We start from the raw sequence: 25,927 nt of genomic DNA, 5'->3' as shown, positions 1-25,927 counted from the left end.
CAATGAAACATTACGAAGATAATTTCGCTCACAATAGTTTACCAAATCTGGCTTTACAACCGGATTATGCTTTTTTGGATTTACCACAATTCAACCGCCCGGAAATGCTTAACTGCGTGGAGCGCTTGTTGGATTATCATATTCAAAATGGTCACGGCGACGCGGTTTGTATTCAGACTTTTGAAGAACGCTGGACCTATAATGATTTGTTTGAGAAAGCGAATCAGATTGCTCATGTTTTGACGGAAGATTTAGGACTAAAATCAGGAAATCGCGTTTTAATTCGTTCAGCAAACAATCCTATGATGGTTGCTTGTTGGTATGCGATCCTAAAAGCTGGCGGAATTGTGGTGGCTACTATGCCTTTACTACGTTCCAAAGAACTGACAACCATTATCGACTGTGCGAAAATCTCTCATGTTTTATGTGACAGTTCTTTAGCAGAAGAAATGGAATTGGTAAAATCTCCATTTTTAAAGAAAACCTGTTATTACAAAAATGCAGAGTTGGAAGATTTGATGCAAAACAAACCAAAATCCTACTCCAATTATCATACAAAATCCGATAGTATTGCTTTAATTGGCTTTACTTCCGGAACAACAGGATTGCCAAAAATGACAGCACATTTTCATAAAGATGTGTTGAATATTTGCGAAGCTTTTCCACAATATTCGTTACAACCTACTCCAAATGATATTTTTACAGGAAGTCCACCTCTAGGGTTTACTTTTGGTTTGGGTGGTTTAGTATTGTTTCCTATGTATTTTGGAGCTTCAACTTTTTTAATTGAAAAACCAACTCCGGATTTACTGTTACAGGCAATTCAAGATTATAAAGTAACAACTTGTTTTACAGCACCAACAGCTTGGAGAGTTTTAACTTCTAAAGCAAATGATTTTGATATTTCAAGTTTACGCAAATGTGTGTCAGCTGGAGAAACCTTGCCATTAAAGGTTTGGGAAGACTGGTATCATACTACAGGATTAAAAATTATTGATGGCATCGGCGCTACCGAAATGCTTCATATTTTTATTTCTTCCAATGAATCGAATATGAAACCTGGTTCAACAGGAGTTGCCATAACAGGATACGAAGCTAAAATTATCGATACTCAAGGTAATGAAGTTCCAAGAAATGAATCCGGACGATTAGCCGTTAGAGGGATTACTGGATGTAAATATCTTAATCGAGAAGAAAAACAACGTGAATATGTAGAAAACGGCTGGAACCTAACTGGTGATATTTTTCGTCAAGATGAAGAAGGTTACTTTTGGTTTGTTGCTCGTGGTGATGATATGATTATTTCATCTGGGTATAATATTGCAGCAATTGAAGTAGAAAGTGTACTTTTAACACATGAAGAAGTTCAAGAATGTGCAGTTGTTGGATTGCCTGATGAAGAGCGTGGGATGCTGGTGTGCGCTCACATTGTTTTGAAAGAAAAAGATAAAGCAACAGATGAATTAGCAAAATCTATTCAGCAATGGTTCAAGGAAGTAGCTGCACCATATAAATATCCAAGAATAATAAATTTTATCGATGTTTTGCCTAAAACGGAAACGGGAAAAATTCAACGATTTAAATTAAAACAATAGTTATGAGAAAAGCATTTTTAGTAATAAGTTTTACAATCTTGTCTTTAACGGCAATGCTAATTTTTGTAAACTGGAAGTTTAGCTTATTACTTCTAACATTTGTCCCTTTAGTAATCATGGGCATTTACGATATGTATCAAGCCAAGCAAACGATTCGCCGTAATTTTCCATTACTTGGAAGAATGCGTTATTTGTTAGAATCAATTGGTCCAGAAATGCGTCAATACTTTATAGAAACCGATACAGATGGAAAGCCATTTAATCGTTTGCAAAGAAGTATTGTTTATCAAAGAAGTAAGAAAGAAATTGATACGATGCCTTTTGGAACTCAATTGAATCTTTATGAAACTGGTTACAAATGGATCAATCATAGTATTAAAGCTATACCATTTGCAGAAATAGACGCCAATCCAAAAGTAAAGATAGGCTCTTCGCAATGTGAAAAACCCTATATGGCGAGTTTGTTCAATATAAGTGCAATGAGTTATGGTTCTTTAAGTAAGAATGCCATAATAGCCTTGAACAATGGTGCAAAAGAAGGTGGTTTTTATCATAATACTGGTGAAGGAGGTCTTTCTCCTTATCATTTACAAGGTGGTGATGTTGTTTGGAATATCGGAACAGGTTATTTTAGTTGTCGCGATAAAGAAGGTAAGTTTTCATATGATGAATATACAAAACGCGCCACTTTAGATAATGTAAAAATGATTGAGTTGAAATTCTCCCAAGGTGCAAAACCAGGTCATGGTGGAATTTTACCAAAAGAAAAAGTTACTGATGAAATTGCAACCATTCGTTTGGTTAATAAGGGAAATGACATTATTTCGCCACCCCGTCATTCGGCTTTCTCTACTCCACTGGAATTAATGGAATTCATAAAATTATTACGTCAGGGTTCTGGAGGAAAACCTATAGGAATGAAACTTTGTATAGGAAACAAATCAGAGTTTATATCCATTTGTAAAGCAATGGTGGAAACAAAAACGTATTTTGATTTCATTACCGTTGATGGTGGTGAAGGCGGAACTGGAGCAGCACCACAGGAATATTCCGATCATGTGGGCATGCCGTTGCGTGAAGCATTAGCCTTTGTTTACGATTGTTTGAATGGGTTTGGTATTAAAGATGAAATCAAGATTATAGCTAGCGGAAAAGTAATTACTGGCTTCGATATAATTAAATGTTTATCAATTGGTGCTGATGTTTGCAATTCTGCTCGCGGAATGATGTTTGCATTAGGCTGTATCCAGGCATTAGAATGTCATAAAAATACTTGTCCAACAGGTATTGCAACACAAGATCCTAGTTTAACAAAAGGTTTAGTTCCGGAAGAGAAAAGTATTCGTGTAGCTCGCTTTCAACATGAAACCGTTAAAAGCGCTATGGAGTTGATGGCTTCAGCAGGATTACGCCATCCAGATGAAGTAGACAGAACTGTTATTAGTGCTCGAACAGGAAGTACCAAAATTGAAACCTATTATGAAATGTATCCTGAAATTGTAACAGGTTGTTTACTAAACGAAAGTACAGTTCCCAAAGAATATTTGTACTTTTGGAAGAAAGCATCTGCCAATCAATTTTAAAAAATATATACTATGAATTATTTCATTAAACAAGAAAAAGTACGATTCCAACATATTGATTTTGCAGGAATTGTGTTCTATCCAAGATTTTTAGAAATGCTAAATGCTTTAGTGGAAGATTGGTTTGAAGAAGCTTTGCACCGCCCATTTCATAAAATGCATGAATCGAATGGTATTCCAACTGTTGATTTAAAAGTTCAATTTAAAAAAGCGGCCAGACTTGGTGAAACGTTAACGAAGGAATTATGGGTTAAGGAATTGCGTTCTTCTTCCCTGCTTTGTGGCTTTCTATTTAAAAATCAGGATAACGAAACTATTTTGGAAGGAGAAGTTACTCTGGTAAATGTAACCATTGAACCCGATCGAAAAACGATTAAATCGGAACCATTCAACGATGAAACCCGAAACAAAATTGCTTTCTATTTAATGTCTTAATAAAACCCAATGGAATTTAAAAAATTTAAAGCCGCAACTGTTCAAACGTCGCCCGTTTTTTTAAATGTTGAAAAAACAATTGACAAGGCCATTACCTTTGTTCAGGAAGCTGCGGCTAATGGTGCTAAACTTATTGCTTTTCCGGAAGTTTTCGTTGCTGGTTATCCATATTGGAATTGGGTCATGACACCGGTTCAGGGAAGCAAATGGTACGAAGAATTGTATAAAAGTTCCGTAACCACTGAAGATGCCGACATGTTAGGATTGTATCAGGCAGCCAAAGACAACGATATTCACATTGTCATTGGAGTTAATGAACGTGGCAATAGTTACGGTGAAATTTACAATACCAATTTAATCATTGACAACAACGGAAATTTAATTGGAATACACCGTAAATTGGTTCCTACATGGGCAGAAAAACTAACCTGGACTTCGGGTGACGGTTCTTCTTTAAAAGTATATGATACCGAAATTGGTCCAATTGGAACGTTGGCTTGTGGTGAAAACACCAATACATTAGCACGTTTTACATTGCTTTCTCAAGGTGAATTGATACACATAGCGAATTACATTTCCCTACCAGTTGCACCACCAGATTACAATATGGCGGAAGCCATTAAGATCCGTGCTGCTGCGCATTCTTTTGAAGGTAAATTATTTACTATTGTTTCTTGTTCGACCATTTCAAAAGAAATTATGGATGCATTGAAAGATGATGTTCCTAATATTGAAGAATTACTAACACGTAAAAATTCTGCGTTTTCAGGTTTTATTGGGCCAAATGGTGCTGTAATCGGTGAGCCTTTGATTGACGACGAAGGAATTGTGTACGCCGATATTGATTTGGCAAAATGCATCCAACCGAAACAAATGCACGACATTTTAGGACATTACAACCGTTTTGATATTTTCGATTTAAGAGTAAATATTGCTCCAACACGAAAAATAACATTTATTGATAATCACGAAGAGTTTAATAAAAATTAAACCGAAACACACTTATGGAGAACAATTCCCCAAATCAACTAAAAAAAATACTTGGTGTTAGTTTCGGAATTGCTATTCTAATTGGTGGAACAATAGGTGTAGGTATATTAAGAACTCCAGGAACAATTGCTGGAATGTTAAATGACTATTGGCTCATCATTACTTGCTGGTTATTGGGTGGTATTTACGTTTTGATTGGCATTGGAACTTATGCAGAATTAGCCACAATGTTGCCCAAAGCTGGTGGTTCTTATAATTATGTGAAGCGTGCTTTTGGTAATTATGCTGGATTTATAACGGGTTGGTTTGACTATTTTTCCAATGCAATTGCGCCTGCATTTTTTTGTATTGTTATTAGTGAGTATATCGTAATTCTCATTCCGGAATGGCAAAACAGGACAACTGTTATTGCGATTGCATTCCTAGTAGGTTTTACACTGCTTCATTCGACCGGAATTAAAAACGGAAGCATTGTACAACAAATCTCTAGTATTATCAAAGTGATATTGTTTGTCATATTAATTATTGCTTGCTTTACTTATACAGGTATTAAAATTGAACCAATAAAAAAAACATCTGGACTATTAGAAGCTAGTGTTATTATTTCTTTTTTTAAATCGTTACAACTGGTTTTGGGAACTTATGATGGTTGGAATGCAGCCTCTTTTTTTGCTGAAGAAGATGAAAATCCAGGTAAAAATATCCCGAAATCAATGTATTTAGGTGCGTTTGTTGTGATTACTATATATATAATTATCAATATGGCATTTTTGGATGTCTTACCAATATCTAACATTGCTAATTCACCTTTAGCGGCTTCAGATGTTGCTAAAGTTGTTTTTGGAGAAAAAGGCTCTTTAGTGGTTACTGTTATTGCTGTTTTTTCTATTATCAGTATTCTAAATGCTTATATGATGATGCCTTCACGAATTTTGTATGGAATGAGTCGAGATGGTTTTTTTATTCAAAAAGGAACTTTAATCAATGATAGTGGAACTCCAATAGTTACGTTGCTAGTTTCTTCACTATTTGCTTTTGGTCTAATTTGCATCGGTACCTTCGAAATTTTGTTTTCATTATCAACTTTTATGGCCATCACTGTTTGGGGATTGACTTATATTTCGTTGATAAAATTGCGTTTTTCTGAACCTAATTTAGAAAGGCCATATAAATCTTGGGGTTATCCATATACATCAATATTGATGATCTTATTTTCCCTTGCTTTGTTTATAGGTTTTGCTTACAGCGATAGTAAAAGTTTTCTTATCATTGGTACCATCACTTTACTTTCGTATCCCGTTTTTTTAGCACTCAGAATCAAATCAAATAAAGAATAATCACCTAAAAAGTTAGAAGATAAATCGTAATTTTACGACTAATGTTTTGAAAAATAGATATGGAAAATAAATATAGCGACGACGTAATTGGTCGTGCACGAGTGCAAGATACTCCAGAACTGGAAGCTTATTATAAAGAATTAGAAGGTTTAGGAGCTGGTGCATTATGGACAGTAGCTAACGATATTGAACCTTGGGAACCAAGAACTTCTTCGGTTCCTATGCTCTGGAAGTATGAAAACTTAAGAGAATTGGTCTTAAAATCATCTGATTTGGTTACTCCTGAACAAGCCGGAAGACGTGTAGTGTATTTAGTAAATGATAAGCGTAAAGATGTTTCTGCTGCAGTTGGGTGGTTGTATACTGGAATTCAGGTAACACGTCCTGGCGAAAGTACATCAGCACATCGTCATAGAGCTTCTGCCCTACGTTTCATTATGGAAGGTGAAGGTGGTTATACTGTTGTGGATGGAAATAAAGTAACTTTTGAAGTAAACGATTTTGTAATTACACCAAATTCTGCTTGGCACGAACATGGTGTTGCAGAAAATGGTAAAACTTGTGTTTGGCAAGATGGCTTAGATATTCCATTAGTAAATGCTTTAGAAGCGAATGATTATGCCGTTTATGATGGAAAACAACCCTTGCAAGCACCAACTAATTATTTGCCATTATCGTATGGTGGTGCTGGGATTATTCCAGCAGATAAAGTTTGGGATAAGCCCTATTCTCCATTATTCAAGTATTCTTGGAAGCAAGTGTATCCAGCTTTATTAGAAGCTACTAAGGTTAATGAAGGTTCGACTTTCGACGGAATTATCATGCAGTATTCAAACCCGTTGACAGGTGGTCATGTAATGCAAACCATGGGTGCTTCAATGCAGTTGTTACCTGCTGGTTTTAAAGGTAAAGCACATAAACATACTGGTTCTTTTGTATATCAATGTGCAAAAGGAAGTGGTTATTCCATAATTAACGGAAAACGATTTGATTGGAAAGAAAGAGACATTTTTTGTGTACCATCATGGGCTTGGCATGAGCATCATAATGCTTCAAATACCGAAGACGCTTGCTTGTTTTCTTTTAATGATTTACCTGTAATCGAAGGATTAGGATTGTATCAGGAAAGAGTGTATTCAGACAATAATGGAAATCAAATTTTAGAATAAAACATACTTATAATATAATGAAATTACTTACTTATTCAATTGAAGGTTCAGAACCAAGATTAGGCTTTATTCACAACAACCAAGTAATTGACATGGAAGATTTTGGAGATGTTTCCAACTTTCCATTGCCAAAAACTATGTTGGAACTAATCGACATGGGCTTTGACGTTATTGCTGAAATTAATGATTTAATTGCTGATACAAGTGAAAAACAATTTGATGAAATTGCTTATGATATAAATGAAGTGACTTTTTTGGCACCAATACCAAAGCCTAGAAAAAATATCATTGGAATTGGATTAAATTACACAGAACATGTTGCAGAAAGTGCGAGAACATTAGACACAACTGGGAAATTACCAACAAAACCAATCATTTTCTCGAAACCACCAACAACGGTTACGGCAACAAATACAAATATCATTAAAAACACAAAATTGACTTCACAACTAGATTGGGAATGTGAATTAGCAGTTGTTATTAGTAAAAAAGGAAAATATGTAACTAAACAAGATGCATTAGATTATGTTTTTGGTTATACTGTAATTAATGACATTTCTGCACGCGATTGTCGTCGTGAAGGTCAATGGATTGTTTCTAAAGGTCAAGATACTTTCGCTCCTATGGGACCAATTTTAGTTACTAAAGATGAAATTGAAAATCCTCATAATTTGAATTTATCGTTGAAAGTGAATGGTATTGAAAAACAAAATTCGAATACCAAGTTCATGCTCTTTAATATCAATGATTTGATTGAAGATTTGAGTATCGTTTTCACTTTGGAACCAGGGGATATCATTGCGACAGGAACACCAGCTGGTGTTGGTGCTGGTCGTGATCCTCAAGAATGGATGTATGATGGTGATGTAGTTGAGGCTACAGTAGAAGGCATCGGAACTATTGTCAACACTATCAAGGAAATATAATAATTCTTAAAGTGAATAAGACACAAAAAGCGGTCGAAGTTTTCGATAAATGTGCAAGTCTTTACCAAGATAGATTCATGGATTTTGATTTGTACAACGATACTTTTGACTTATTTTGTGATTCAATTCAAAAAGAAAATCCATCAGTTTTAGAACTTGCTTGTGGTCCTGGAAATATAACTAAATATCTTTTACAGAAACGTCCCGATTTTGAGGTTTTAGGAATAGATTTGGCACCGAACATGATTGAATTAGCCCAAAAGAACAACCCGTCAGCGACTTTTCAGTTATTAGACTGTCGTGATTTTTTAAAAATGAATAAGACTTTTGACGGCATTATGTGTGGCTTTGGATTGCCTTATCTCTCAAAAGAAGATGCTATACAATTGATTAAAGACGCTTCAGCATGTCTAAATTCTAATGGTATTTTATATTTAAGTACAATGGAAGATGACTACAGCAAATCAGGATTAAAAAAAGGAAGTACTGGTGACGAAATTTTTATTCATTATCACCAAGAAGATTATTTAACGGAATCTTTGATTCAAAATGGTTTTTCAATAATAGCTTTACAGCACAAAAAGTTCCCAGAGCATAATGGAACTGAAACAACAGATTTAATACTAATTGCAAAAAAATAAAATGAAAAAATATAGAATAGGACAAATAGTTCCTTCTTCAAATGTTACCATGGAAACCGAAATTCCAGCTGTTTTCCGTTCACGCGAGACTATTTTGCTGGAGCGTTTTACATTTCATAGTAGTAGAATGCGAATGAAAAAAGTAACCAAAGAAGAATTGGAAGCAATGGATGCCATGAGTTTAAAATGTGCGCAAGAACTTTCAGATGCGCATGTAGATGTTATGGGTTATGCATGTTTAGTAGCGATTATGAGTATGGGACGTGGTTATCATTGTGTCTCGGAAGTGAATTTACATCAAGAAACTGTTGCAAACGACTTCCCTACTCCTATTGTAACTTCGGCTGGAGCTTTGATTAATGGATTGAAAGTTTTAGAGGCTAAAAAAGTGGCGGTTATCACTCCATATATGCGTCCGTTGACTGATTTAGTTGTGGATTATATTGAACATCAAGGATTTGAAGTAGTTGATTCAATTGCATTGGAAATCCCTGATAATTTAGAAGTAGCCGCTCAAGACCCAATGAGTTTACTGGAAATTTATAAAAGACTAGATTTAACTGGAGTTGATGTTTTAGTAGCTTCGGCATGTGTGCAAATGCCTTCATTGGAAGCGATTGATTTAATTCAGAAAGAAATTGGTATTCCAGTAACTTCAGCTGCAGTTTGTACAACATACGAAATGATGAAAAAATTAGGAATCGAAGCTAAAGCACCTATTGGAGGTGAATTGCTAAGCGGGAAATATTAATCTGCAACTATTATAATATTTAAAGACCTCAATGAGGTCTTTTTTTATATATTTTGCTTGGACAAATTTCGTAAATTTAGATTTCAATAAAAACTACTAAAAATAAACACATGAAAAGAAAAGCAACAGCCGTTTGGAATGGCTCAGGAAAAGATGGGAAAGGTCACTTAACCACACAAAGCACAGTCTTAAATAATACACAATACTCCTTTAGTTCAAGATTTGAGGAAGGAGTTGGTACTAATCCTGAAGAACTAATTGGTGCTGCACATTCAGGTTGTTTTACTATGAAATTGGCTTTTAATTTGCAAGCCGCTGGTTTTACTGCTGAAGAATTAAAAACGGATTGTGAGATAGTTTTTGAAGATGGAAGTATTGTAGCTTCAAATTTGAATTTAACAGCTAAAGTTCCAGATATTGATAATTCTAAATTTGAAGAATTAGTTCGAGATGCTGAAACTAATTGTCCAATTTCTAAATTACTTAATACTAAAATAAATGTTACTTTTAAATTAAATCAATAATTTTTATTATATACTTAATTTACTGATGAATAAAGCATTATCTGTTTCTCAAGAACAAAATATCTTAAGTATTTTAGAAAGAAGATTTGAGGACAACACTACACGCCACAAAAATTTACAATGGAATGAAATTCTAAAAAAACTAAATGCAAATCCTGAAAAGCTTTGGTCCTTAAATTTAATGGAAGAAACTGGAGGCGAACCTGATGTAATTGGATTTGACATTGAAACTAATCAATACATTTTTTGTGATTGTTCTGTAGAAAGTCCTAAAGGAAGAAGAAGTCTTTGCTACGACCATTCGGCCTTAGAGTCAAGAAAAGAACATAAACCACAAAATAGTGTCGAAGCTTTAGCAGATGAAATAGGAATTGATGTATTAACCGAAACCCAATATCGTGAATTACAGCAATTAGGCAAGTTCGATTTAAAAACTTCTAGTTGGATTCAAACACCTGAAAGCATTCGAAAATTAGGAGGTGCTTTGTTTTGTGATCGAAGATATGATGCGGTCTTTGTATATCATAATGGAGCAGAATCTTATTATGCAGCAAGAGGCTTTAGAGGAATATTAAAAGTTTAATATTCGTAAAAAATAATAAAGAGCTATCTAGCATAGCTCTTTATTTCATAGTTATTTGACGAAAATTTCTTTCAACTGTCCAATAATGTTTCCACTTCCTGAAATGGTAATTTCACCAATACGATCAGCGATTTTTTCAACATATTCCATTTCTTTCAATTTCCACAACATTTCGTTTTCTTCCATCAATTTGGCAGTATTCAACATACTTCTCATCGAAGCTGTTTCCTCACGTCGCATAATGGTATTAGCTTGCGCCTTTTTCTCAGCTACCAAAACTTGGTTCATGATTTCTTTCATATCACCAGGCAAAATAATATCTCTTATACCAGCGTCAAAAACTTCTACACCTAATTGTGCAACTTTAACTTTAGTTTCAGCTAAAATAGCTTGAGCGATATCATCTTTTTTGGTCAACAATTCATCTAAAGTAAATCCGCCAACATAAGCTCTTAATGCCAATTGCATCAAGATGTACAATTGTTTCTCGTAATCTTTATTTTCTGTTAACGCTTTTTGAATGTCAGTTACTTGGTATTTAACAAAAAAGTTGATACGTAAATTGGCTTTATCCTTAGTCAACAATTCTTGACCTGAAATTTCCATTTGCTGTTGTCTTAAATCGGCAGCTTTAATCTCTACTCGATTTGCATTATTCCAAAAGTTATAAACACCAGGCTCAACTATTTTGATAAACTCACCATTAATAAATAACAAACCTTTTTCATAGTTCAATACTTCATAGCGTCTCACAAATGCTTTTAATTTTGGGTATTCCAATATAGATTTATCAATTGCTTCTGAAATATTCAAATCATTCAAATCGATAGTAACAAACTTATAATTCAAAACTCCTTTCCAAAACGCATAACGACCAGCTGTGTATATTTCTTTAAAATTTCCATTTACATATTGCAAAGCAATTTCATTATCTGCTACTTCAATTACATCCAACATAGTTGCTAAAGTTTCATTTTGCAACATAATATCCAAGTTAGTTGGTGGCATAAACTGAATGGTCATATTAGCAAATGAAAACTGAATATCATCAACATTTTTCCAAAAAGCATATTTACCAGCTGTCAATACTTCTTTAAACGATTTATTCACAAACTTTAATGCAACTTGATATTCTGGGACTTCAACAACTTGTAACATTCCAGCCAATGTTTCATTTTTCAACAATACATCTAAATCTTGGTTTGGTTTGAAAGCTTCCTTCATTGAGAAGTATTCAATATCTTTATTATTGCCAAACAAAATGTATGTACCTTCGGTCAAAACCCGAATCAATTTCTTCTCTTTAAAAACCAAACCAACTTGGAAAGTTTCTATTGTAATTCTTTTCAACATATCTTAAATTTTTAATTTCTTTTTTAAAAAAACGTAAGTCCCTTTATCGCTCTTTCAAAAACGGATAAAAGTGAGTTTATAGAAGTATAAAAATGGTTTTACATTATATCTTATTTCTCCTTTTATTAAATCAAAGTCGAAACAATCAAATGCGAAAGCAAAGAAATAGTTTTACAAACAGCTTCTTTTTTCAGGCTTTTTCAGGAGTGTTTTATGTCAAGAATTATTTTGCCGAAACAAAATGAATCTGTTAATAAAACCCGAAAAGTTCCTTACGTTTTCAATCTTTTTGGTGAATCTTTTTAAAGAGAGACTCAACTCTTTCAATAAAAGCTACATTAACAGTGTAGTGCTCTAACCAACTGAGCTAATGCAAATGGAAATTGCATATCGGACTCGAACCGATGCTTTCAAATAGTAACAAGATCCCTAATCTTGCGCGTTTAACCACTCCGCCATACGCCTTAACGGCATAGCAGGATTCGAACCTGCGTACTTGGTGATTATTTTTTGGAAATAACCTAAAACCATCAAATCAAGTTGCATAGTAAGTTGTAACACGCCTTTTGCGTAACCCTCACTACATAAGTGCTATACAGAAACACCCAACAGGACTTGTTTGATATTTTATAATTCAATGAACTTATTTTTCTTGAACAAAGATTCAAAACATACTGCGCAATTAATTTACGCAGTATGTAAATTACACTTCAAAAGTCATAAATTCCTCTTTGATTAACTTAATAACCATTGTGTTTAATCGTTTGTTAATGGCTCTCTGACTTTCCTTTTCCAAAGTATCCAACTCTGAAGGATTTTCTTTTTTGAAATCGTTAATTACATCTTGAGACATCCAACCCGTTAACTTGCCAATGATTTTTGGGTAAAATTCGCCCTCTTTGCTCAATACATTGTACAAACGGTTTACGGTTACATAATCCTTAATCTTTGACCAAACGGGTTTGGCCTCTATTGGGAAATCAACTAGTGCAAGATCTTTTTTAGACTTATCACATTTTGCTTTTTCAGCCCATTTTTCGTTTTTGTTTTTTAACAAAACACGACTTCCATTACCAAAGAATAAAGCCTCAACTGGTCTAATAATCACGCCTTCTACAATGTTGGTTTCCAAAGTAGGTAAGTCTAACCATTCTGGAATTAAACTATTAAAGTCATTTGGGTATTTCAAACAATCAGCCAAACTACCTTTAAATAAGGTCTTTGCATAGAAAAAGTCTGTTTTTTCAAACAATTTATTAGCTAAGTCAACATTCAAATAGTGTGAATTGTCCACTTTAATATCAAAAGCGTAAAAATCATTTTCTGGACTGTAATGAATACCTTTTTGAACCTTAATTGCGCCTTGAACAGTTGGTACTTCTGGATGGTTGTAATGACCTCCAAACAATTCACCAAAGACTGCAATAAACTGTACATTTGGAAATAATTCTTTTACTTCATAAAATAATGACTTTACTTTTGCATGGTATTTTTGAGCTACTTTATGAGCGTTATAAAACGTATCGTTTTCTTCAATAAAATCTGAACGTTTAGCTATTTTCACTTGGATATCATTGGTATAAAAAGCAAAGTTGGCACCGTGTACTTTTTCTTGCACGACATATTCTACCGCATCAAATTCGTGTTTGATAATTTGTTCCAAAACTGTTTTTTGGTACGTATTTTCTATTGAGTTGTATTTTCTAAATTCCATGTTTTCTTTTTTTAAACTATCAAGTATTTAAAACCTGATAGATGAATTGATTTTTTTATTCGATAATTCCCATCTTAAGTTGATGTTCTTTATCTCTAACATCAATCGCTCCAAAAGGACTACCTTTGAAAAATCCTATATTTTTAAATCCGTTTTCTTCGGTAATAAGCGATTCCTTTTTAGTCACTGCACCTGTGTATTTTGAGCCATAATTACCTGTTAACTTCTTAGTGGCTGGATCAACGTCGCCCCAGGCAGGTGTTTTGCCATTGTAAATTGGCTCAACAAAATACGTGATGCCAGTTATACGGGATTTCATAATAAATCTTCCTGTCTCATCGGTGTTCGTTAAAAACCTTTTTAAAATGTCTGGTCTCATAATTATTAATTTAATTGTTATTACTCTTGTGGACTAGATTCGACTCGAACGAATACCTCCTGTTCTTCAGACAGGCGTGCACACCATGTACGCCACTAATCCATTGTACGGAAAGAGAGATTGTTCACCTTTTTTAAATAGATTTTTAAAGGTGTTCACGAATGCAAAGCATTTCAAATTCTCAAAATTCAGATTCTAAATCTGACGCGTTTACCATTTCGCCATTCCTGCAATTGTTGATTTGTTAGGACTCGAACCTAAACAAAGAGAGTCAAAGTCTCTTATGCTAACCAATTACATCACAAATCAATTTTATTTTTAAATAGAGTACCAACCTATACTAAGTGAATCGAATCAGATATAGAATGAAAATCATTTGTCAATTCATTTTATACCTTACTGCCACTGGCAATCCTCCTCTTATTATCAAATGTCTGGGAAGCAGGGCTCGAACCTGCAACCTCCTGCCTCCAATGCAGGACAAACAACCAATCGTTATCTTCCCAGTGTTAGGGTGTTTTCGGGATTCGAACCCTGTTCTTCAGATTCACACTCTGAGGTTTTACCCATTAAACTAAAAACACCATTTAGCGGCTCATACGAGAATCGAACTCGTAGCTCCCGAGAGACAGTCGGGAAGGTTAACCTTTACCACAATGAGCCAGTTCCCTTTCTAAAGAACTTTATATGAGGTTCTAACAAGATTCGAACTTGTATCTGCTGTTTAGAAGACAGCCATTCTATCCATTGAATTATAGAACCTTATTTTGTGATCCAATCAGGATTCGAACCTGAAACCCTTCGCTTCGTAGGCGAATACTCTATCCAGTTGAGCTATTAGATCTTAAAAGAGAGTAAGAAAATTGAACACTTTACATAACTAATGGTTATTGATAAATAAACCCTACTCTCCTATTTTTTGGGCATAAAAAAAGCACCCTAGTGGGTGCCTGTTATACTAATTGCTATATATAATTATATATGCCTGCTAATATTTACACCCTTGATTGTACAATAGTAATCCACACTCGGCAGTGAGCGAAAATCTTGTCTAGTTATTACTAGATCATTTCTTAATTGTGCTTTATGTTGAAATTGTACTTTCATTATATTTTTATTTAAATGTTTTGTCTGATTGTTTTCAGTCATTATTTCGATGGCAAAGATAAAGTCAAAAAAAAATAACTTCCAAATATTTTTTAAAAATAAATTATTGATTATCAGTAAGTTAAAATAAAATTCAGGCAGTAAAAATCCTGTCCGTTTACAACGGATACTCTCTATTTTGTCAAATGACTGTCTCTCATTCGATTAACTTTCAAGGTTATTTAAATTCTATTTTGGTTATGCATTAAACATTTTTTTATTTTTTTCTAAAAATTTAATTTATGATCTTTTTTTCTATTCAATTGATTGATTTTTTTGTTTAAAAATTTCTATAAAAACAAAAAAAAGCGCCCTTTTTGGAAGGACGCTTTGCTATTATTGTTACTATTTATAGTTTAAAATCGTATAAACATTGTATTACTTAGTACAAAACATCCATTTTTTGACATAGGGAAACTATCTCGACCTCTTAGAGATTGAGATTTATTTTCTAATGCTATATGTTGTTTTGTCATTTTCATTACTATGCAAAAGTATAAAATATTTTATACTAAATTAAATTACTTGGAACAACCTTTAATAGTACTTGAAATTCCACTCCAAATTTGATTTTCAGATACAATTCCAGGCTTTTTAGTAATTGTATAATCAACAGTATTGTTTGTTGGATTGAAAGTAAAATTTAAGACTACATCTCCAACAATTGAATTTGTAGTTGCTGTTCCTTGATTAGCGCCTGGAGGTGCATAAACTGTTCCATGTTCTTTAAGACTTGTTGCTTTAACACATTCCCAAATAGCGGGAGTAACATTCTCGAAAGTTTTTGATTTTGACATAATTTTAGTGTTTAAATGATTAATTATTAAATAATTGTTCTGTTAGTTTACTTTGATAAATATTATGAGCATCATATTTTGCCAAAACTGAAGTTTCCCAGTCCCAGTTATCATCACTAGCTCTTGAAATAGTAAATCCTGACTTAACTTTGTTCATAAAATCAGTATTGGCCCAAGCTCCAGAATTGGTATAGGCCCAACCTTTAGACCATTCAGGAACTACTTTTGCATTTGAGCCTTTAAAATGTTCTAGGAACCATTGTTCTAATTCTGTATAAAACTCATCTGAATAGTTTGTTCCTGGAATAGTTAAAACATCTAACCATAAAGCAACATCCCATCCGTTTTTAACTGTTTCTCCATCTGTAGCCAAGCTTGATATGACAGGTCTTCCCGCTGGATTATTTGAAAAAGAAGGCATATTATCTCCGCTATCTAAACCAGTTACTCTTATTTCTAGAGGTGAATTAATAGGAAACTTATCTTGTTGCTTATACTTCTCCAACATAGTTTCAAATTGTTTTGCAAAATCTGAGATTGCTTGCTGCACATTATTTTTGTTCATTAAAACTGCATATCCATTTGCAGTCACTCTTAAAGTAGTATCCTTAACATAAAAAAGAGTGTTTTTTGATGGTCCCCAAATATCTCTTGATTGATCATAAATTGGGAATCCTAAAATTTTTCCATCAAGTCCTTCATTTGTCATTTTGTACATTAATTTTCCGAAATCAGGTGTTAGACTTGGAGCAACACTCATTATCATATCAATCATCTTTACCACAAAATCTGGTAAATTATCAGAGAAAGGATAATTATTAGGTTGGTCTACTTTTCTAGAAGTTGAAGGTTTTGTTTGCTCTACTGTCCATACTTTTAACCAGGGATAATTTGTAAAGGGAAACCAAATAATCTCTATTCTACCATTTTTGTTCAGAAAATCACCACAACTATTTAAAGGAGGATTTGTACCTGTATATGGAACAAATAAAGTTTTAGCATCAATATCTGTAATTGAGAGACATCTTAAATTATAGTTTTCTACAACTTGAAAAGTTACTTCGGTAATTAGACTACGTCCCAATTGAGTCATTAAAGCATTCATTTCTTTATCACCTCTCTTGAAAGTTTTTAGTTGATAACTATTTGGACTTTCACTATCAGGATCAGTAACAACTGCAGTTAAAGATAAAATTCGATTACTCATTGAACCATATGTAGTTTTAAAGTCGTCATTTGGACTTGTTGGAACAGCAGTACCATGAGCATTTATTGTTATTACGCCACCTATTGTCAAATGATCTGGAGCTGGAACATGTGGAAAACTATATCCGCTAGCAGCACCATTACCACCAGAAACATTTTCTAAATACTGTAAAAGATTGCCCATCGTAGCTCCTGTTTTTACTTTTACAGCTGGTCCTTTTCCTTCAAAATCAGAGATAAATTCCATTTGATTTAATGACACTGTCGTATCAATGAGTAATACTTTATCGTACGATGATAAATTAGGTGTAATAGCCAATGGAGACCAATTATGCATAATCCCTCGAGCACGAACTGTCCAACCATTAGTGGCTCCCCAATTGCTAACTGCAATAACATCTTCCTCATTTGCTGGAATACAAGTCCAAACATTAGGGACAACTATAGCATTGGCCCAGTTTGAAAATGTTTCTTGTTTAATGGTAATATTTGGAGGAAAACCTTCCAAAATTTGATTATTTGTAGTTTCCATAAATTAATTTTAATGTTTGTTTATAACCTTATGATTCCGTCAGCCGGCATTGGATTTTGAGCAACTGGAACATTCATAAAATTCAGTTCTTGCTTTGTTCTCTCTTGAGCAAAAGAATTGGTTTCTAATCCTCCAATGCTTCCTCCTACAACTCCACCAACAACAGTATTCAATATTCCAGTATCTAAGCTATTTCCGTTAATGGCATTTGAACCTAACTGAATAGAAATATCTATGGCTTCTGATTTTGCAACACTAGCTGACATTCTAGCAAATAAATTGCCCCAACCCGATTTGTAATCGATACCCGGTATTGCCCATGATAATGTTGAACTTAAAACACCTTTTACTAAAGCTTCATCCAATCCTGCGCTCAAATTATTACCGTGTGCAGCGTTATCTATTAAACTTGAAGTAGTAGCTGCTAATTCGGCTCCACCAATAGCGAATGCTCCTTTAATACCAGCATTGGCCACTTTTGCTAATGTGCTCACTGCTTGACCAGCTTCAGCCGCTGCTTTAACTCCTGTAGCAGCTTCGGCAGCAATAGATCCAGCAGCTCCAAAACCAGCAGTTATAGCACCTGCAACAAATCCTACTGCTGTATTGATACCATATTCTTTCCAGCTAAATTCATTGGTTACTAAACTGACCGCAGAATAAGTTACTGCACTAACACCTGCACCTATAAATGCACCAGCTAAAGAAGCAAGTCCAACGCTTGCTGGAGTTGAGAGTCCTCCTGTTACAACCTCTAAAACACCTGCAACAACATCAATAACAACACCTATAAGAATCTCGATTGCTCCAATTATTGCTCCTCCAATGGCCGAAAAGAAATTGCCAATAGAGAAATGTCCAGATGGATCTATATATACAAAAGGATTATTTCCTGCATAGATATAAGGACTAAAGAATTGATTGTAACTATCCATAACTCCAAATCTTCCAATTCGGCTGAAATAGAATCTTGCTTTATAATTATATATTCCTAATTCGTAATCATATTCTTGACTAGTAAATAAATAAGGAAAAAAGTCTGCTTCAGGTTGTGCTATGATTTTTACATTACCATAAACATCATATTCATAAGCTGCCACAGGTTCTGCATTATTATCCATTATAACTCTAATTGAACCTAAATGATCTTTGAGTGTATAATAAGACTTTTCATTTTTGACAAATGAGACAATACCAACAGGTCCATATACAAAATAGATAGTGTTTTCAGAATTTTCAGTTTTCATAATTTGTACTAATGGATTTCCTGACAGACTTTTCACGTATAATGTGCTTTCTTGAAGTAAATCACCAGAAAATTGTTGCTTTAATACTCGATCGCTTGAACTACTGTAAAAAAACTTATATTGTTTATCTAGAGTCAAATCATCAATCATATTTGTCATTTGAGTACCAGAATCGTACGAAAATTGTAGATTTTGAGCAGCATAACCATCTTCTTCTGTAGCTTGGTAATTTCCTATAGATCCATTTAAATTGTATTGAAAATTAAATAAAGGATTTTGATTACCAGAATTTACAACTTTTTGAAGTCGATCTCCTTTACCTGATTCTGCTTCAAATTGATATGTTTTAGAATTTATAGTTATAGTATCAAAGTTTCCATTGTTATCAAACTGATAAGCTTTATTATTAACTAGTTGATCTTTTGTTTCTGTAACATTTTCTAAAGCATTTAATGAATTATACGTATTAGCAAATGTTGAACCTGCATCCATAGCAGAAGGATAATCAAAACTGATAGACGCTGGCTGACCGTTATAATACGCTTGACCATTAGGAATAGCTGTTTTAATATTTTCTTCAAAAACAACTGACTTGTCTTGCTGTTTCACATCAGTCATATTATTTAACCAAACTGGTGAATCATAGCCATAATTACGAATTATACTTGTGGCATTTGGGTTTAGTGTTTCCTCTAACAATTTCCCAGTTGGATTGTAAGAATATGAAGCAATATCATTTAACCCCTTTTCAGTTCCAATGGTTGCAATTTGGCCAATTACATTATACGTGTAATACACTGAATATGATGAAGAATTCTTTTGAACAGGATAATCTATCTGGATAATTCCTCCTAAATTATTATAATGAAAACCTGTTGTGTATTCTTCAGAGTCGAAATTGATTACTTTTTGTATTCTTTGAATTACATTTCCGTAAACATCGTATGCGAAATTTTCAATTACATCAGCTTGACCATTATCCGAATGGTTGTTTTCTGTCCTAACAACCTGACCAATTTGATTTGGTAAATTTGATCCATCAAAATCATAATATGTTTTTAAACGCCAAGTGTTTACACTTTCTGGATAATTAGGTTGATTGTTGGCTTTTTCTTGTAATGCGTCTCTATTCCATGTACCCAATACATAGCCACTTTCTATTATTCTACCTGAAAGATCGTATTTGTAATACTGATACGTTCCTTGATTTTTTGCCTCAGCGTCCTGACGGAAACGTAAGCGATCTGCTTTATCATAAATCATTTCAGTGGTTCCTCCATTAGCAGAAGTCGTTGACATTAATTGTCCCAAGAAATTATAAGATTGATAACTTACCCAATTCTCATTATTTTCATCTCCTTCAACATAATTGGGCGACAAAGCTCTTATTGGATAACCTAAATCATTATAAAAAACAGCAGAAACAATATTTTGAGTTGGTGTTTTTTGACTTATTTTTCGAACTTCTTGATTTCTTTTATTAGAAATTGTTGTTGTTTTATTACCATTTTGATCTTCAACAGTCAATTGATAGTACTCACCTTTAGGTAAATCAAAATCACCATTATTACTATTGTAATAGAATTTTTGCGTATTAGCTCCTAGTTTGTAGTCAACACCAGGCATTGATTTTTCAATAATTCTAGACAATGGAGATGCTTCATATAAATATCCAAAAAATGGATAACCGTTATCATCAGGATAATTTTCAGAAATTAAACCACTCATTTGTTGGCTCTGCCAATCATAAATAGCAAAATTTGGTAAAAACTTAAAAAGCTCATTAGTTGAAGATGCTTCTATAAAAGCTGGTTTCGTACTTGCAATTACATTTCCTTGAGTATTAAATATGTTTTGCATCACAGTCATTCGAGTATTATCTAACAACTGAGATTGCAAATCATTACCTGTAGCATTTACAAAGGTTTGCGTTACCATTGTACTAAAAGCAGTCAATAAATAATCAATACTAATCTTATTACTTGTAAATAAGCTTGGTTTACCTGATATGATTTCCGAAGAGCAATAATTGAAAATTAACATTCCATCGGCAAAAAACAACAGACTATTTTCATTAACAAGGACTAGCCATTGATCAGCAAGATTACCAACCTCTACTTCTCTTGTATTATAATTGACATTGTAAAATTTATCGAATTCTGATTCGTAAACTGCTTTTTGATTTGATTTAATTGCTTCTTTAATTACTTTAGAATACAAACCTCTTCTTAATAATTTACTCTGTCCATTATTTTTTTGGGTAGTTTCATCTAATTCAACAGTTTGTTTTTTACTTGTAATTACTTGGCTTTTATTATCCAATAATTCCCATTGATTAGTCGAAGGATTCCATTGAATTGATAGCATATCCCCTATTCTTATTCCCAATGAATTAGAGATTATTTCTTTAGGACTTAATTGTACTAATAATCCGTAATTATTGAGTTTATCGCTTTTGTATTCAAGGATTCCCTCTTTATTTGAAGTAGTATAATTTAAAGCTCCATTTTGAACTTGCCAATCTGATTCTTGAATTGGTGTCCAATATTGTTTCCATTCATTCCCTTGAGTAAAACGAATAGCATCACCTCCATCAACAGCTAACAGTTTTAATTTACTATTAGGATCTTCGGAAGAAAAGGCATTATTATTTCCAGTTCTTGAGAAATAATTTGTTGCTATTGCTGCTGTTTTATCTGCAAAACTAGTATTGGCTACAACTCTTTGATAATCATCAAAAAACTTAGTTTGGATTTCTCCGTTACTTCCTAAAGTTGATTCTACAACATCAATTTCTTGATTAATTGAAACTGATGAAATCATGCTTTGCAATGGTGAAAATCGGACACAATCAATTAAAGCAAGGCTTTGTGTATTATCATTTTGAGCTTTAATAACAACTGAAGTTATACTATTACTAGTAAGACCAATGTCTCTCAAATTAAACACTTTAAAAAGATAAATCCAACTACCCACTATCTCACCAAATGGTAAAACAATTTCCTGCCCAACTGGATTACCGTTTTGAACAAATGATAAAATCCATTTTGCATTTCCTTTACTTATATCAAAACCTTCGGGTAGTTTTATATAGCTAGAAAACACGTAGTCCTGTTCTTGATTTTGAGGTGTAAAGCTATTTTGTAAACCTACTCCATTATTTATTTTTAAAGAAGACTGTCCAAATTTTGCATCTATAGTAGCATCATTTTCATTAGGAATAATAGATGCATGAGAGGTTATTACCCAACCATTAGCGTTTTCATAAGACTCGAAACTATAAAATGAAACTTCATTACCTAATTTACTTGCAGTTAAAAACTCGGCAATTTGAAATTGAGCATCATTACTATAAATATAAGAAGAGTGTACGCCTTCTACATTCATCATCTCATTTATTGTATCAAATTCTCCACGAGTAACAACTTCTTGTTTTTTTAGCCAATCTTCATTGTTTTGAGAAGAAGTAAAATCAAAAGAAGGCTGATTGTTTTCATTTCCTAACCATTCAAAATTTTGAAATGGAGACCATCTCCAAGCATTATTCTCTGACCAATTTTTCCATGTGACAACTTTAGCACTAACATAATTTTTAGGATTATTTTTATCACTCACAAACACTGACTCCTGAGCAATAGCATTAAGTAAATGCTTTTGTTTCATAGCAGATTGATATTCTGCGATTTGTATTGCATATTTTTTTTCGTTTGTAAGAGTTTTTAATGTTCCATCAGAATCATAATACGATGTAACTGATGACATTGGTAAACCTAAATCTTGATAATAATTTACAGTTGAGAGCTGTGAAACTCGATCTTGTTGTGATAAGACCTTGTTAATTCTATAAAATGCACCATACAAATAATTTTTTTGATTGACATTATTTGTGAAAATTTGCCAATAGTTAACTTCTTTAGTGACTAATTTACCCTCTATGTCAAATTGCAACTTTTGCAATAATGCGCCATTTAATAAAGCACTATAGTTATAAATCCAATTGGTATCATAAGGAATTTCGTTTTGAGCCGAAACACCATTAGAAAAATAACTAATCGAAATACCACTAGTGGTTTTGCTTACATCTGGAATTTTAGTTCCAAAAAATGTAGTTACTTTGGGAAATTGAGCTAAGCCAGAACGACCATCATAAGTAATTATTGACTGTGCTGAACGAGCATAATCATACGATTGATAATATGCTTGTTCTTCATTTACTTCATCTGTAATTGTGATATAAGAAATTGGAGTTATGGTTACAGAATCAGTTGCTTTTCCATCTACAACTTTATAAATAGCTAAAGAATTGCAACTATCAAACTCTTGATTTGAAGGATAAGTAACAAATGTATCAGCACCAGCTAGTGAAGTTCCAGGTTTTATATTTTCTGAATCAACAACGATTTTTTGACCAATGCCCTCTGCTGTGATAGGAAGCTTTATGGGTGTATCGATATTTCCGTTGTTTGGATTTACAAAATAGGTTTGTGCGTTACTATCTGTATTGTCTTGATAAGCTATGTATGATGAGGCTCTATTTTGGACAGTATTGGGCGCATTAAGATTATTTAATTGCTGCGATAATTTTATCCAACTTCCATTAGTATTTAAGTAATACACATCTTTACCAACAGTCATGTAATTACCGCTAAACGTAATATTTTTATCAGAAGAAGCTAAATTCTGAATTGAACCCCAAGCCCCTGTATTTGGATTAAATTGAAAATATTGATTAATGTTTGAATTCCCTTGTACTTTTGACATTGTAATCACATCAATACCCGTTGCAAAGCTTACTTTATCATCGGGTTTTGTTGTGAATGCAGTTGATTTCCAATTTTGAACATTATTACTAGTTCCAATACCTCCTAAATATCTATTTGCAAATGGATTATTAGTAACCATTGCATCAGTTAAAATCGTTGAAAATAATTGATATTGTGATTTGCCCTCTACAATTGGTGTTTCATAATTTTTAACAAAAGGATTTCCTGCATCTAGTAAATTGAAGTTTTTATCCCATTGTAGAACTCTGAGACTATAGTTTATTTTATCATTAGTTTGAGCAGTAATATAGGTTGCTACGGCAAAAGAATTACTTAAAGTTAAGCTAAAAGGAAAATCATTAGTGTCTGAATCTTTATAAATACTGACATTTGAAGTACTGTAAAGATTACTCTTTGTCCATATATTGTTTCCGTTATGATAAAATAATTGAAACTGTAAGACTTTTGTATTGTAGTTATAAAAAGAAGCGATGTAATAATTATCTTTTGCTTTTAGTAAAATATTAGAAGCATTTGCGATATCTGAAGGTAACGGAGTTAATATAGAAATACCTCCCTGTACAGGATTTGCAGAACTATTCCATGTTCTTTGTTTCCAGTTCCATTGAAAAATAGTTACTGGAGTAGTTGTAATTTCTTTACTTGAAACTATTACAAAATCTCTTCCAGACTCTACTCCAACTTTTGAAGTATCCGATTTTAAAGGAAAATTTTGAACACCATTAGTCAAATTAAACGTTCCAAACTTCTCTGGATTTCTTCTGTATAAAAATAGCTGAAGTTGTTTTTTAGTTTTTTCAGTAAAATAAAGTGCTATATAATCCGATTTTGCAATAACGCCCAATGAATCGATATCAAAATCAACATTCGTAAAATATGGTGTTGTAGGAACATCTGAATTTAATTCATAAGTCGACCAATTTCCTGACCATGAATGTACTTTTGCTACTAATTTCTTATTGACTTTATCATACCATGTTATTACTGTATAATCTGTACCAAACCACACTCTTGGTATGGCGTTAGTCATTGGACTAGTTACTTTAATATTTCGAGAACTATTTAAAGGTTCATTTTTATAAGTATAGATAGCTTTTGCACCTTGCGGATATAAAATACTTTTTAAGGCACCCGCATTTGTATCTTGCATTTTATCATAGTACTCAAACTCCATTCCAGGCAAAGTATTCCCTTTAGGTTGTACTTGCCAAAAGCTTTTTAAAACTCTTTTCCACATTAGTGGGTAAACTGTTGTTTGGCTATTAGAACCTAAATTGATGAAATCATATTCAAAAACAATACTAAACTGTAATAGATTCAACTTATTTCTTACTTCGATATAGTCTAAAAAGCGTGTTTCATAGCCATCCTGATATGCATTGGGAGCGACTTGATTAGTATGCATTGCTTGATACTCTACTATATTTTGTGAACTAGGATTATTAGCTCCATATTTTTCACCATAAAAGAATGTAATTGTTCTTTGAAAACTATCTTTAATTTGTTTTAGATAAGAAGCTTGAGTATGAACTAAACCATTTGAGTTGCCTACAGGAACATTTACGTTATCGTATTTATATAAAACAGATTGATCCCAAGTATTTCGAACTTCAGATAGATTCCAAGCAGTCACATAGTTTTCTTGTCCAGTTGTAACATTAGAAGTCCCCATCCAGTTACCCCACTGAACTCCATGCTGCACGGTGTTTCTACCACTATTTTTATCACCATAAATATAGATGGTTCCATCTTCTTTAATAATGGTCCATTTTTCATTATATGGATCATATTGTATGTCCCAAAATTCAAAATTTCTAAGTTGAAACAATAATAAACTTGCTGGATTTTCCGGTAATAAACCATCTTGAATCAAAGGATTTGAACTACCATTTTCTATTAAAAAATAATCATCAGATGACGAAGTGCCACTGCCATTTTTATTAACAACAATTTTATCAAATGACATGTCCCATCCCAAACCTAAAATTCCAGTTGGATTTGTAAGGTTCCAGTTTTCTACAGAGTTTTTTATATTACTAGTGTACATGATATTCACATCTACATCTAGTCCTTTTCTCCCCTGAAAAGTGGCTATATTGATTGGAATATTAGCAGTACCAGTAAATAAATTGACACTTTCTTTTATTTGACCTACCGTTTTGTTATTAAACTGAAAGGTCGTGACCTGAGGTTTACTCTGGTCATTATTAGTTGCATTATTTGAGTTCATTTTAG

At 33.2% G+C, this 25,927-nt stretch carries 17 protein-coding genes and 7 tRNA genes; 11 read left to right on the top strand and 13 right to left on the bottom strand.

The window, feature by feature from the left end; all coding sequences use genetic code 11:
- The first annotated feature begins 2 nt into the window (after nt 1-2).
- From BUC09_RS08540 to BUC09_RS08490, 11 genes are all read left to right on the top strand, one after another.
- Complete coding sequence (locus BUC09_RS08540; protein WP_073310610.1) at nt 3-1,595, top strand: AMP-binding protein; 1,593 nt, start codon at nt 3-5, stop codon at nt 1,593-1,595.
- Nucleotides 1,596-1,597: 2 nt separating this feature from the next.
- Nucleotides 1,598-3,178 carry an FMN-binding glutamate synthase family protein gene (locus BUC09_RS08535; RefSeq protein ID WP_073310608.1) on the top strand — a complete coding sequence of 527 codons (1,581 nt, stop codon included), beginning with the start codon at nt 1,598-1,600 and terminating at the stop codon, nt 3,176-3,178.
- A 12-nt stretch (nt 3,179-3,190) separates the two neighbouring features.
- Nucleotides 3,191-3,613: an acyl-CoA thioesterase gene (locus tag BUC09_RS08530; protein WP_073310606.1), complete on the top strand. Its 423-nt coding sequence runs from the start codon at nt 3,191-3,193 to the stop codon at nt 3,611-3,613.
- Between the two features lie 9 nt (nt 3,614-3,622).
- The gene (locus BUC09_RS08525) at nt 3,623-4,603 is read left to right on the top strand and encodes a carbon-nitrogen hydrolase family protein (RefSeq protein WP_073310604.1); all 981 of its coding nucleotides are present in this window, start codon (nt 3,623-3,625) and stop codon (nt 4,601-4,603) included.
- 14 nt (nt 4,604-4,617) lie between these two features.
- On the top strand, nt 4,618-5,940 hold the full coding sequence (locus BUC09_RS08520; RefSeq protein ID WP_073310602.1) for an APC family permease: 1,323 nt from the start codon (nt 4,618-4,620) through the stop codon (nt 5,938-5,940).
- A gap of 59 nt (nt 5,941-5,999) precedes the next feature.
- Complete coding sequence (locus BUC09_RS08515; RefSeq protein ID WP_073310601.1) at nt 6,000-7,109, top strand: cupin domain-containing protein; 1,110 nt, start codon at nt 6,000-6,002, stop codon at nt 7,107-7,109.
- Between the two features lie 17 nt (nt 7,110-7,126).
- Nucleotides 7,127-8,035: a fumarylacetoacetate hydrolase family protein gene (locus BUC09_RS08510; RefSeq protein WP_073310599.1), complete on the top strand. Its 909-nt coding sequence runs from the start codon at nt 7,127-7,129 to the stop codon at nt 8,033-8,035.
- Nucleotides 8,036-8,046: 11 nt separating this feature from the next.
- Nucleotides 8,047-8,676 carry a class I SAM-dependent methyltransferase gene (locus BUC09_RS08505; protein WP_073310597.1) on the top strand — a complete coding sequence of 210 codons (630 nt, stop codon included), beginning with the start codon at nt 8,047-8,049 and terminating at the stop codon, nt 8,674-8,676.
- A 1-nt stretch (nt 8,677) separates the two neighbouring features.
- Nucleotides 8,678-9,427, top strand: coding sequence for a maleate cis-trans isomerase family protein (locus BUC09_RS08500; RefSeq protein ID WP_073310595.1), 750 nt, complete (start codon nt 8,678-8,680; stop codon nt 9,425-9,427).
- A 110-nt stretch (nt 9,428-9,537) separates the two neighbouring features.
- A complete protein-coding gene (locus BUC09_RS08495; protein WP_073310593.1) occupies nt 9,538-9,951 on the top strand; it encodes an OsmC family protein in 414 nt (137 codons plus the stop codon).
- 25 nt (nt 9,952-9,976) lie between these two features.
- Nucleotides 9,977-10,534 (top strand): DUF4256 domain-containing protein, encoded by a 558-nt coding sequence (locus BUC09_RS08490; protein ID WP_073310591.1) that lies wholly within the window; start codon nt 9,977-9,979, stop codon nt 10,532-10,534.
- A 51-nt stretch (nt 10,535-10,585) separates the two neighbouring features.
- On the opposite strand, the gene BUC09_RS08485 is transcribed toward BUC09_RS08490, so the two are convergent.
- From BUC09_RS08485 to BUC09_RS08440, 13 genes are all read right to left on the bottom strand, one after another.
- A complete protein-coding gene (locus BUC09_RS08485; protein ID WP_234972536.1) occupies nt 10,586-11,887 on the bottom strand; it encodes a slipin family protein in 1,302 nt (433 codons plus the stop codon).
- A gap of 703 nt (nt 11,888-12,590) precedes the next feature.
- The gene (locus BUC09_RS08475) at nt 12,591-13,601 is read right to left on the bottom strand and encodes an RNA ligase family protein (RefSeq protein ID WP_073310589.1); all 1,011 of its coding nucleotides are present in this window, start codon (nt 13,599-13,601) and stop codon (nt 12,591-12,593) included.
- A gap of 55 nt (nt 13,602-13,656) precedes the next feature.
- The gene (locus BUC09_RS08470; protein ID WP_073310587.1) at nt 13,657-13,980 is read right to left on the bottom strand and encodes a hypothetical protein; all 324 of its coding nucleotides are present in this window, start codon (nt 13,978-13,980) and stop codon (nt 13,657-13,659) included.
- Between the two features lie 29 nt (nt 13,981-14,009).
- Nucleotides 14,010-14,082, bottom strand: a tRNA-Phe gene (locus BUC09_RS08465).
- Between the two features lie 4 nt (nt 14,083-14,086).
- Nucleotides 14,087-14,211: transfer RNA gene (locus BUC09_RS14810), tRNA-Leu, on the bottom strand.
- 202 nt (nt 14,212-14,413) lie between these two features.
- A tRNA-Pro gene (locus BUC09_RS14805) sits at nt 14,414-14,487 on the bottom strand.
- 6 nt (nt 14,488-14,493) lie between these two features.
- Nucleotides 14,494-14,564: transfer RNA gene (locus BUC09_RS14800), tRNA-His, on the bottom strand.
- A gap of 7 nt (nt 14,565-14,571) precedes the next feature.
- Nucleotides 14,572-14,643: transfer RNA gene (locus BUC09_RS14795), tRNA-Asp, on the bottom strand.
- 27 nt (nt 14,644-14,670) lie between these two features.
- Nucleotides 14,671-14,742: transfer RNA gene (locus tag BUC09_RS08460), tRNA-Arg, on the bottom strand.
- An 8-nt stretch (nt 14,743-14,750) separates the two neighbouring features.
- A tRNA-Arg gene (locus BUC09_RS08455) sits at nt 14,751-14,824 on the bottom strand.
- A gap of 823 nt (nt 14,825-15,647) precedes the next feature.
- Nucleotides 15,648-15,923 carry a hypothetical protein gene (locus BUC09_RS08450; RefSeq protein ID WP_073310585.1) on the bottom strand — a complete coding sequence of 92 codons (276 nt, stop codon included), beginning with the start codon at nt 15,921-15,923 and terminating at the stop codon, nt 15,648-15,650.
- 19 nt (nt 15,924-15,942) lie between these two features.
- Nucleotides 15,943-17,661, bottom strand: coding sequence for a cholesterol oxidase substrate-binding domain-containing protein (locus BUC09_RS08445; protein ID WP_073310583.1), 1,719 nt, complete (start codon nt 17,659-17,661; stop codon nt 15,943-15,945).
- A gap of 20 nt (nt 17,662-17,681) precedes the next feature.
- A complete protein-coding gene (locus tag BUC09_RS08440; RefSeq protein WP_073310581.1) occupies nt 17,682-25,922 on the bottom strand; it encodes an RHS repeat-associated core domain-containing protein in 8,241 nt (2,746 codons plus the stop codon).
- Between the last annotated feature and the right edge of the window lie 5 nt (nt 25,923-25,927).

Source organism: Flavobacterium terrae, from assembly GCF_900142035.1.
Taxonomy (GTDB): Bacteria; Bacteroidota; Bacteroidia; order Flavobacteriales; family Flavobacteriaceae; genus Flavobacterium; species Flavobacterium terrae.
The sequence above is the reverse complement of the archived record's forward strand: the minus strand, read 5'-3'. Positions and strand labels throughout refer to the sequence as shown.

Bases quoted from the DNA above. Each gene is read 5' to 3' on its own strand.
- BUC09_RS08485 (WP_234972536.1), bottom strand. From the start codon at position 11,887: ATGTTGAAAAGAATTACAATAGAAACTTTCCAAGTTGGTTTGGTTTTT.
- BUC09_RS08510 (WP_073310599.1), top strand. From the start codon at position 7,127: ATGAAATTACTTACTTATTCAATTGAAGGTTCAGAACCAAGATTAGGC.
- BUC09_RS08450 (WP_073310585.1), bottom strand. From the start codon at position 15,923: ATGTCAAAATCAAAAACTTTCGAGAATGTTACTCCCGCTATTTGGGAA.
- BUC09_RS08490 (WP_073310591.1), top strand. From the start codon at position 9,977: ATGAATAAAGCATTATCTGTTTCTCAAGAACAAAATATCTTAAGTATT.
- BUC09_RS08445 (WP_073310583.1), bottom strand. From the start codon at position 17,661: ATGGAAACTACAAATAATCAAATTTTGGAAGGTTTTCCTCCAAATATT.
- BUC09_RS08520 (WP_073310602.1), top strand. From the start codon at position 4,618: ATGGAGAACAATTCCCCAAATCAACTAAAAAAAATACTTGGTGTTAGT.
- BUC09_RS08535 (WP_073310608.1), top strand. From the start codon at position 1,598: ATGAGAAAAGCATTTTTAGTAATAAGTTTTACAATCTTGTCTTTAACG.
- BUC09_RS08540 (WP_073310610.1), top strand. From the start codon at position 3: ATGAAACATTACGAAGATAATTTCGCTCACAATAGTTTACCAAATCTG.
- BUC09_RS08495 (WP_073310593.1), top strand. From the start codon at position 9,538: ATGAAAAGAAAAGCAACAGCCGTTTGGAATGGCTCAGGAAAAGATGGG.
- BUC09_RS08475 (WP_073310589.1), bottom strand. From the start codon at position 13,601: ATGGAATTTAGAAAATACAACTCAATAGAAAATACGTACCAAAAAACA.
- BUC09_RS08525 (WP_073310604.1), top strand. From the start codon at position 3,623: ATGGAATTTAAAAAATTTAAAGCCGCAACTGTTCAAACGTCGCCCGTT.
- BUC09_RS08440 (WP_073310581.1), bottom strand. From the start codon at position 25,922: ATGAACTCAAATAATGCAACTAATAATGACCAGAGTAAACCTCAGGTC.
- BUC09_RS08500 (WP_073310595.1), top strand. From the start codon at position 8,678: ATGAAAAAATATAGAATAGGACAAATAGTTCCTTCTTCAAATGTTACC.
- BUC09_RS08515 (WP_073310601.1), top strand. From the start codon at position 6,000: ATGGAAAATAAATATAGCGACGACGTAATTGGTCGTGCACGAGTGCAA.
- BUC09_RS08530 (WP_073310606.1), top strand. From the start codon at position 3,191: ATGAATTATTTCATTAAACAAGAAAAAGTACGATTCCAACATATTGAT.
- BUC09_RS08470 (WP_073310587.1), bottom strand. From the start codon at position 13,980: ATGAGACCAGACATTTTAAAAAGGTTTTTAACGAACACCGATGAGACA.